This window comes from Pseudonocardia acidicola, from assembly GCF_012911935.1.
Classification (GTDB): domain Bacteria; phylum Actinomycetota; class Actinomycetes; order Mycobacteriales; family Pseudonocardiaceae; genus Pseudonocardia; species Pseudonocardia acidicola.
This window is the reverse complement of record NZ_JAAXLA010000131.1, coordinates 1-9,038: the sequence shown is the minus strand read 5'-3', so window position 1 is coordinate 9,038 and position 9,038 is coordinate 1. Positions and strand designations below refer to the sequence as shown.

Genomic DNA, 9,038 nt, shown 5'->3' with positions numbered 1-9,038 from the left:
CCATCCGCAGCTTCGCGAGGTGCTGCGAGACCGCCGGCCGGGCCGCGTCCACCTTCTCCGCCCCGGGCCGAGCAGCCAGGCGCGGGACTCGTAGGACAGGAACGGGCGGCCGTCGTGGGCGAACACGATCTGCTGGCCGAACTCGTAGGGGCGCGTCAGAGGGCGAGGAAGACCGTTTCGGCCTCGCCTTGGAGATGGATGTCGAACCGCAGGTGTCCGGGGGCGGCCTGGTGAGCGACGAGGGTCGGGACGCGGTCGGCCGGGACCTCGGACAGCAGCGGGTCGGTGGCGTTGGCCGCGTCCTCGTCCGGGAAGTAGATCCGGGTGACGACGCGGTCGAGCAGCCCGCGGGCGAACACCGAGACGTCGATGTGCGGGGCCTCACCGGGCAGCGCGCCCGGCTTGACCGTGCGCACCTCCCACCGGCCCTCGGCGTCGGTCGCGCTGCGGCCGAACCCGCGGAAGCCGGGTACGGACGGCTCGACCGCACCCCGCGGGTCGTCCGGGTGGGCGAACCGGCCGTCCGGGTCGGCCTGCCAGGTCTCGATCAGCCCGTCAGTGATCGGCTCGCCGGCGCCGTCGTAGAGCACGCCGCCGATCCGGATCTCCCCCGGCGTCCCGGCGGGGACCACGTCCGCGCCGTCGGCCCAGGTCAGGCCGATCGACAGGAACGGCCCGACGGTCTGGGAGGGGGTCAGGCCGAGCTGGCCCTGGGACTCACTCATGGGGCTCCTCGAAGGGGGTCTGCTCGCGGCCGCGCAGCACGATGTCGAAGCGGAAGGCCAGCGCCCGGTCCGGGCGGGTGGCATCCAGGTCGAACGTGGAGATCATCCGCTGCCGGGCCTTGGGGTCGGGCACCGAGTTGAAGATCGGGTCCTGGGCGAACAGCGGGTCGTCCGGGAAGTACATCTGGGTGACCAGGCGCTGGGTGAAGGCCCGGCCGAACAGCGAGAAGTGGATGTGCGCGGGGCGCCAGGCGTTGTGGTGGTTGCCCCACGGGTAGGCGCCGGGCTTGATCGTGGTGAACGAGTAGTTGCCCCGGGCGTCGGTGACCACCCGCCCGCCACCGGTGAAGTTCGGGTCCAGTGGGGCGGGCCAGTTGTCCCGCGCGTGTGCATAGCGGCCGGCGGCGTTGGCCTGCCAGATCTCGACGAGAGTGTCGGGCACCGCCCGCCCGTCCGAGTCGAGCACCCGGCCGAACACGATGATCCGCTGGCCGAGCGCCTCGCCGGCGTGCTGCGTGGTCAGATCGTGGTCGGACGGGCCGATCCGGTCGCCGGCGAGCAGGGGGCCGGTGACCTCGGTGAGGCGGTGGCGCACCACGATCGGCGCCTGCGACGGCGCCCGCAGCCCGGTGCTGCGATAGCCGGCGAAGTCCAGCGGCGGATGGGTGCCGTCCGGCGCGGGCCGGTAGCCGGCGACGGGCAGGGACAGGGTCATGGCGCAGCTCCGTAGGGAAGTCCGACGTAGTTCTCGGCCAGGCTGGTCGACGCCGCCCGCGACGACACGGTGTAGTGCAGTTGGGACAGTTGCAGCCGGCGCCCGAACGGATCACCGGCGGGGTCGGTGTCGTCGAAGCGGTGCAGCATCGACGTCATCCACCAGGAGAAGTGCTCGGCCCGCCAGACCCGGCGCAGGCAGGTGGCGGAGTACTCGTCGAGCCCGGTCTCCGAGCCCGAGCCGAAGAACGAGCCGAGGGCGTCGGCGAGCACCCGGACGTCGGCGACGGCGAGGTTCATCCCCTTCGCGCCGGTGGGCGGCACGATGTGGGCGGCGTCGCCGGCGAGGAACAGCCGGCCGTGGCGCATCGGCTCGACGACCACGCTGCGCATCCCGGTGACCGAGGGCCGCTCCAGGAACGGGCCCTCGTTGAGGGTGAAGCCCTCGGCGGCGAGGCGCCGGTTGAGCTCGTCCCAGATCGCGGCCTCGGACCAGGTGGCCGCGTTGGTGTCCGGCGGCACCTGCAGGTAGAGCCGGGTCACCTCGGGGCTGCGCATCGAGTACAGCGCGAACCCGCGCTCGCCGGCCGAGTAGACGAGCTCGGCATGCGTGGGCGCGGCCTTGGCCAGGACCCCCAGCCAGCCGAACGGGTACTGCCGGTCGAACGCGGTCAGCGCGCCGGCGGGGAACGCGTGCCGGCTCACCCCGTGGAAGCCGTCGCACCCGGCGATCACGTCGCAGTGCAGTTCCCGGGCCACGCCCGCGGCGTCGACGTAGGCGATGGACGGGCTGGTCGTCTCGATGTCCTGAAGGTGCACGCCGGAGACCTGGAACTCGATCGCACCACCGGCCTCGACCCGCGCCGCGATCAGGTCCTTCACGACCTCCTGCTGGCCGTAGACGACGATCCCCTTACCGACCAGGTCGGCGAAGTCGATGCGGTGGTCCGCGCCGTCGAAGCGCAGCGAGATGCCCTCGTGCGGCAGACCCTGGGCATCCATCCGCGCACCCACGCCGACCTCGCGGAGCAGCTCGACGGTGGGGTGCTCGAGCACGCCCGCCCGGATCCGCTTCTCCACGTGGTCACGGCTGCGCGCCTCCAGCACGACGGACTCGATGCCCTGGCGGGCGAGCAGATGGGACAGAAGCAGTCCGGCGGGCCCGGCCCCGATGATGCCGACCTGGGTTCGCATGACGCCGAGCCTGGCCCAACGGGGCCGCCCGTCTCGACGGCACTTCCGTTCACCGGAAGACTGACCGCGTGGCAGGCAGACCGTCGGTGACCGCCCGCGTCCTGGACGTGCTCGCGGCGTTCACCACCGACCGCCCGCGGCTCACCCTCACCGAGATCAGCCGCCGCTCGGAGCTGCCGCTGACCACGACGCACCGGCTCGTCGGCGAACTGGCCGCGTGGGGCGCACTGGAACGCGACGAGGACGGTCGCTACGGGATCGGGCTGCGGTTGTGGGAGGTCGGCGCGCTGGCCCCGCGCAGCCTGGGCCTGCGCGAGAGCGCGATGCCGTTCCTCGAGGATCTCTACGAGGTGACCCGGGAGAACGTGCAGCTCGCCGTGCTCGACGGCACGGAGGTGGTCTACGTCGAGCGGCTCTCCGGCCGGGCGGCTGTCAACGTGATCACCCGGGTGGGCATGCGGCTGCCGCTGCACGCCACCGGCGTCGGCCTGGTACTGCTCGCGCACGCCGACGCCGAACTGCAGGAGCGGGTGCTCGCCGCGCCGCTGCGCCGCTACACGGACAAGACGATCTGCTCCGCCGATGAACTGCGCCGGGTGCTGGCCGACGTCCGCCGCACCGGGGTCGCGATCAGCGACGGGCAGATCGAGTTGGTCGCACTGTCGGTGGCCGCGCCGGTGCGCGGGGCGTCAGGGGACGTCGTCGCAGCACTCTCGGTGGTCGTGCCGGCCACCGGGACCAACCCGCTGGCCTACGTCCCGGTGGTCCGCGCGGCCGCCCGCGGCATCTCCCGGGTGCTCGGCCACCACTGACCCCGGCCGGTATCGATCAGGTCTTCCGGCCAACGGAAGTGACCGAGACCACGTCGTCGCGGATCCGCATGCTGGCCCGGCCGACTCCCCGGCGTCGAAGGAGTACGTGTGATGCCAACGCAGCCGGTCCTGGTCAGCGACCTGGACCCCTTCTCCCGCGAGTTCCTGGACGACCCGTATCCGGCGCACGCCGCATTGCGCGACGCCGGCCCGGTCGTCCGGCTGGCGCGCTACGACATCTGGGCCACCGCCCGGCACGAGCCGGTGCACACCGCGCTGCTGGACCCGGAGGCGTTCTGCTCGGCGGCCGGTGTCGGGATCTCGGACTTCCGCAAGGAGGAACCGTGGCGCCCACCGAGCCTGCTGCTCGAGGCCGACCCGCCCGAGCACACCCGGGCCCGCCGCGTGGTCAACGGGGTCCTCTCGGCCGCGGCGATCCGCCGGCTCACCGAGGCGTTCACGGGGGCGGCCGACGAACTGGTCGCGAAGCTGGCCCACGGCGGCGTGATCGACGGCATGGCCGAGCTGGCCCGCGTCTACCCGCTGCAGGTCTTCTCCGACGCCGTCGGGCTGCCCGCAGAGGGACGGGAGAAGCTGCTGGTCTACGGGAACATGGTGTTCAACACCTTCGGGCCCCGCAACGAGCTGTTCACCGCCGCGGTGGCCGACGCCGGCCCGATCCGCGACTGGATCATGCAGCACTGCGAGGCCGAGCACCTCGCCCCCGGCGGCATGGGCGCCCAGATCCACGAGCGCGCCGCCCAGGAGGGCTTCACCCCGGCCGAAGCCGCGATGCTCGTGCGCTCGTTCCTCTCCGCAGGGGTGGACACCACCGTGCACGGGCTCGGCAACGCGCTGCTGTGCCTGGCCGCCCACCCCGGCCAGTACGACGTGCTGCGCGCCGGCCCCGACCGGGCCCGGGCGGCGTTCGAGGAGGTGCTGCGCTTCGAGGCGCCGGTGCAGACGTTCTTCCGCACGACCACCCGCGAGGTCGACCTCGACGGGGTCGCGATCCCCGCCGGGGAGAAGGTGCTGCTGTTCCTCGGCGCAGCGAACCGGGACCCGCGGCACTGGGACGACCCGGACATCTTCGACATCGACCGGCGCGCCACCGGGCACGTCGGGTTCGGGTTCGGCATCCACGCCTGCGTGGGGATGGCGATGGCCCGACTGGAGGGCGAGGCGGTGCTGTCCGCACTGGCCCGCAGGGTCGCCCGCATCGAGCCGGCCGGCACCCCGGAGCGCATGCACAACAACACGCTGCGTGGGCTGGCGTCCCTCCCGCTGCGCCTCATCCCGTCCTGACCCCCCTGTTGCGGCGGGTGACCCTTGCGCGCTCACGCATCCGCGGACGACGATCACCGCCGTGGACGTCGTGGAGTACCGGCCCGAGCGCGAGCAGTACGTCTGGACGTTCGGCGGGGTTGCGCCGAGCCACCGGATCACTCCCGGCACGCTGCTGCGGCTGTGGACCGAGGACGCCTTCTCCGGGCGGCTGACCCGCACCTCGGACCGGCCCAGCGCGGTGCTGGACATGACCGAGGTCAACCCGCAGACCGGCCCGTTCTACGTCGAGGGCGCGGAGCCGGGCGACACCCTCGCGCTGCACATCGTCGATCTCACCCCGGCCCGGAACTGGGCGGCGTCGACGACCATCCCGTTCTTCGGCGCGCTGTCGGCCACCGACCGCACCGCGCTGCTGCACGATCCGCTGCCCGAGCAGACCTGGATCTACCAGCTCGACCGCGACCGCGGCACGGTGCTGTTCGAAGCCCAGCGCAGCGACCTGCGTCTGGAGCTGCCGATCAACCCGATGCTCGGCACCGTCGGCGTCGCGCCGGCCGGACGCGAGGTCCGCAGCTCACTGGTCCCCGACAAGTTCGGCGGCAACATGGACACCCCGGAGATGCGCGCAGGGGTCACCTGTTTTCTCGGGGTCAACGTCGAGGGCGCGATGTTCTCGATCGGCGACGGGCACTACCGGCAGGGCGAGGGCGAGAGCTGCGGCACCGCCGTCGAGGGGGCGATGGACGCGACGATCCTGGTCGAGCTCGTCAAGGGCGGCGCACCCGAGTGGCCGCGGATCGAGAGCGACTCGCACTACGTCGTCGTCGGGTCGTCGCGGCCGCTGGAGGACGCCTGGCGGGCCAGCCAGATCGGCATGATCGGCTGGCTCGGCGAGCTCTACGGCCTCGACCGGCTCGACGCCTACCAACTGCTCACCCAGATCAGCGAGTCGCCGCTGGCCAATGTGGTCGACACGAACTATTCCGCGATCACCAAGGTCGCCAAGGACCTGCTCCCGGCGGGCGCGGCGTACGGCGGCATGCACCGTTACCTGCGCGACCAGGCCCGCACCCTGTAGGAGAGGACGTCTCATGGATCTGCAGCTCACCGGACGCAAGGCCATCGTCACCGGCGGCACCAAGGGCATCGGCCGGGCGGTCGTGGAGGGGCTGGCCGCCGAGGGCGTCGCGGTCGCCTTCTGCGCACGCACCGAGGCCGACGTCAAGGAGGCCGAGCAGGCGATGCGCGCCGACGGCGCCGAGGTGATCGGCTCGGCGGTGGACGTCGGCGACGGAGCCGCGGTCACCGCGTGGGTCCGCGCCGCGGCCGAACAGCTCGGCGGCGTCGACATCGTCGTGGCCAACGTGAGCGCGCTCGCGATCGGGGAGAGCGAGGAGAACTGGCGGTCCAGCTTCGAGGTGGACCTGATGCACACCGTCCGGATGGTCGAGGCGGCCATGCCGCACCTCGAGCGCAGCGACGCCGCGTCGATCATCGGGATCTCCAGCGTGTCCGGCCGCGAGATCGACTTCGCCGCGGGGCCGTACGGGGTGATGAAGGCGTCGATCGTGCACTACCTGCAGGGCCTTGCCCACCAGCTCGCCGCGAAGGGCATCCGGGCCAACACCGTCTCGCCGGGCAACACCTACTTCGACGGCGGGGTCTGGCAGAACATCGAGCAGAACTCCCCCGACCTGTTCAACGAGGCCATGGCGCTCAACCCGACCGGCCGCATGGGCACCCCCGAGGAGACGGCCTACGCCGTGGTGATGCTGGCCAGTCCGCGGGCGAGCCGGATCAGCGGCACGAACCTCGTCGTCGACGGCGCGCTGACCCGCGGGGTGCAGCTGTAGTGCGGACGTTCCGCGTCGACATTCCCCAGTCCGACCTGGACGACCTGCGCGACCGGCTGTCCCGCACCCGCTGGCCCGAACCGTCGACGGTGGACGGTTGGGCACAGGGGGTGCCGCTGGGCTTCGCGCAGGAGCTGTGCCGGTACTGGGCACAGGAGTACGACTGGCGGCGCTGCGAGGCCGAGATCAACGCCGTCCCGCAGTTCGTGACCGGGCTCGACGGCGGCGGCGACGACACCGTCGACGTGCACGTGCTGCACGCGCGCTCACCGCACTCCGATGCACTGCCGCTGCTGCTCACCCACGGCTGGCCGGGCTCGATCGTCGAGTTCCTGGACGTCGTCGAGGCCCTGACGAACCCCGCGGACCCGGCGGACGCGTTCCACGTCGTGTGCCCGTCGCTGCCCGGGTACGGGTTCAGCGGGAAGCCGGCCCGGCCGGGATGGGGGGTCGAGCGGATCGCCACGGCGTGGGCCCAGCTGATGGACCGGCTCGGCTACACCCGCTACGGCGCACAGGGCGGAGACTGGGGCTCGATGGTCACGGCGGCACTGGGCACCGGCGATCCCGAGCACGTCGCCGGCATCCACCTGACCATGCCGCTGGCCCCGCGTCCCGACGACGACGATCGGCCGCTCACCGAGGCCGAACAGCAGGCCGCCGCCGACCGGCAGCAGTTCCTGCGCCTGGGCACCGGGTACTCCGCCGAGCAGTCGACCCGCCCGCAGACACTGGGCTACGGACTGCTCGACTCGCCGGCCGCGCAGTGCGCATGGATCGTGGAGAAGTTCTGGGACTGGACCGACTGCGCCGGCGATCCGGAGAACGTGATCTCACGGGACCGCCTGCTCGACAACGTGATGCTCTACTGGCTTCCGGGCACCGGCGCGTCGTCGGCCCGGCTGTACTGGGAGAGCTACGCGTCGCGGCGCCTGGACACCGTCGAGGTGCCGACCGGCGTGACGCTGTTCCCCAAGGAGTTGGTCCGGCTGCCCCGGCACTGGCTGGAGCGCCGTTTCGTGAACCTGCAGCACTTCGCCACCCCGGACACCGGCGGGCATTTCGCCTCACTCGAGCAACCCGAGGTGTTCGTCGACGAGCTGCGGACGTTCTTCCGCACGGTGCGCTGACGCCGGTTCGCGGATCGACCTCGACCGTCGCCGCAGGTCACCACATACAGGTAAGCGCACGCTCGGATTAGTACCCGGTCACACCGGGTGTCCGGATTCGTACTCGAAATGGTGACGTGGGCCACACTCGGTCACCTGCTCGTAACCCCATCGTGTGCCGGTCGTTGAAGAGGTAGTCGCAGCGGTGCGACCCCGCCTGACCCGCCCCACCACCCGCTCTTCTGCCACAACGGCGCGATTGTGTCCACTGTGGACTGAGTGGGTCAGGGAGTCATGTCCGAATGAGGAGACACACTCCAATGCAGATGAGCAAGACCGCCCGCCGTGTCGTCGCGGCCTCCGCGCTGGCCCTGCCGCTCGCGATGGCGGCCCCGGGCCTGGCCAACGCGGGCACCGGTCACGACAACGACACCGACTGGGGCAAGAGCCACAACGGTTGCGAGGACCAGAACGCAGCCCAGGGCGGGAGCGTGGTCGACCTGCTGGCCCAGGTCAACCCGGCCACCAACGTCGGCGGGATCCTCAGCGCCGCCCCGGTCGCGCAGAACGCCCTCGGCTCCAGCGACGCCAACTCCGGCATCCAGCAGTTCGGCGCGCACTGCAGCGGCGGCCAGGAGGCGTTCCAGGCCGCCGACCTGGTCTCCGGGCTGGTGCAGGTCAACCCGGCGACCAACGTCGGCGGCATCGCCAACGCCAAGCCGGTCACGCAGAACGCCACCAGCGACAGCAGCGCCAACTCCGGCATCCAGCAGTTCGGCGGCAAGGGCGGCGGCAAGAGCTGCGACGAGGGCGGCAACGGCGGTAACGGCGGCGGCCACAACGGCGGCGGCGGCGGTAACGGCGGCGGCCACAACGGCGGCGGCGACGGCGGCAACGGCGGCGGCAACGGCCACAACGGCGGCGGCAACGGCGGCGGCAACGGCGGCGGCAACGGCGGCGGCGACGGCCACAACGGCGGCGGCAACGGCGGTAACGGCGGCGGCCACAACGGCGGCGGCAACGGCGGTAACGGCGGCGGCCACAACGGCGGCGGCAACGGCAACGGCGGCGGCGGCGACCAGCACGCCTTCCAGGGCGGCAACCTCATCGGCGTCAACGCCCAGGTCAACCCGGCCACCAACGTCGGCGGCATCGCCAACTTCGCCCCGGTCCACCAGAACGCCAACGCCGACAGCTCGCAGAACACCGGCATCCACCAGTTCGGCGGCAACGGCGGCCACCACCGCGGCGGCGACCAGCACGCCTTCCAGGGCGGCAGCCTCATCGGCGTCAACGCCCAGGTCAACCCGGCCACCAACGTCGGCGGCATCGCCAACTTCGCCC

8 protein-coding genes and 2 pseudogenes are annotated in these 9,038 nt (G+C 72.1%); 6 read left to right on the top strand and 4 right to left on the bottom strand.

What is annotated here, in order from left to right; all coding sequences use genetic code 11:
• The 4 genes and pseudogenes from HF526_RS33685 to HF526_RS33670 all read right to left on the bottom strand — a co-directional run.
• Positions 1-126, bottom strand: a pseudogene (locus HF526_RS33685) (hypothetical protein); the annotation flags it as partial.
• A gap of 29 nt (positions 127-155) precedes the next feature.
• Positions 156-725 carry a protocatechuate 3,4-dioxygenase subunit alpha gene (gene pcaG, locus HF526_RS33680; protein ID WP_169385708.1) on the bottom strand — a complete coding sequence of 190 codons (570 nt, stop codon included), beginning with the start codon at positions 723-725 and terminating at the stop codon, positions 156-158.
• Positions 718-1,440, bottom strand: coding sequence for a protocatechuate 3,4-dioxygenase subunit beta (pcaH, locus tag HF526_RS33675; RefSeq protein WP_169385707.1), 723 nt, complete (start codon positions 1,438-1,440; stop codon positions 718-720). Before pcaH ends, pcaG begins: the two co-directional genes overlap by 8 nt.
• Positions 1,437-2,633, bottom strand: coding sequence for a 4-hydroxybenzoate 3-monooxygenase (locus HF526_RS33670; RefSeq protein ID WP_169385706.1), 1,197 nt, complete (start codon positions 2,631-2,633; stop codon positions 1,437-1,439). Before HF526_RS33670 ends, pcaH begins: the two co-directional genes overlap by 4 nt.
• Before the next feature lie 86 nt (positions 2,634-2,719).
• On the opposite strand from HF526_RS33670, the gene HF526_RS33665 reads away from it, so the two are divergent.
• From HF526_RS33665 to HF526_RS33640, 6 genes and pseudogenes are all read left to right on the top strand, one after another.
• Positions 2,720-3,445: an IclR family transcriptional regulator gene (locus HF526_RS33665; RefSeq protein WP_338051934.1), complete on the top strand. Its 726-nt coding sequence runs from the start codon at positions 2,720-2,722 to the stop codon at positions 3,443-3,445.
• 111 nt (positions 3,446-3,556) lie between these two features.
• Positions 3,557-4,750: a cytochrome P450 gene (locus tag HF526_RS33660; RefSeq protein WP_169385704.1), complete on the top strand. Its 1,194-nt coding sequence runs from the start codon at positions 3,557-3,559 to the stop codon at positions 4,748-4,750.
• A 61-nt stretch (positions 4,751-4,811) separates the two neighbouring features.
• Entirely contained in the window at positions 4,812-5,810 is a 999-nt protein-coding gene (locus HF526_RS33655) for an acetamidase/formamidase family protein (protein ID WP_169385703.1), read from the top strand.
• Between the two features lie 13 nt (positions 5,811-5,823).
• Positions 5,824-6,585, top strand: a complete 762-nt coding sequence (locus HF526_RS33650; protein ID WP_169385702.1) for an SDR family NAD(P)-dependent oxidoreductase — start codon at positions 5,824-5,826, stop codon at positions 6,583-6,585.
• Positions 6,585-7,715 (top strand): alpha/beta fold hydrolase, encoded by a 1,131-nt coding sequence (locus tag HF526_RS33645; protein ID WP_169385701.1) that lies wholly within the window; start codon positions 6,585-6,587, stop codon positions 7,713-7,715. Before HF526_RS33650 ends, HF526_RS33645 begins: the two co-directional genes overlap by 1 nt.
• A 305-nt stretch (positions 7,716-8,020) precedes the next feature.
• Positions 8,021-9,038: pseudogene (locus tag HF526_RS33640) on the top strand (hypothetical protein); the annotation flags it as partial.

Coding starts and splice junctions, on each gene's coding strand:
- pcaG (WP_169385708.1), bottom strand. CDS start 725: ATGAGTGAGTCCCAGGGCCAGCTCGGCCTGACCCCCTCCCAGACCGTC.
- pcaH (WP_169385707.1), bottom strand. CDS start 1,440: ATGACCCTGTCCCTGCCCGTCGCCGGCTACCGGCCCGCGCCGGACGGC.
- HF526_RS33670 (WP_169385706.1), bottom strand. CDS start 2,633: ATGCGAACCCAGGTCGGCATCATCGGGGCCGGGCCCGCCGGACTGCTT.
- HF526_RS33660 (WP_169385704.1), top strand. CDS start 3,557: ATGCCAACGCAGCCGGTCCTGGTCAGCGACCTGGACCCCTTCTCCCGC.
- HF526_RS33650 (WP_169385702.1), top strand. CDS start 5,824: ATGGATCTGCAGCTCACCGGACGCAAGGCCATCGTCACCGGCGGCACC.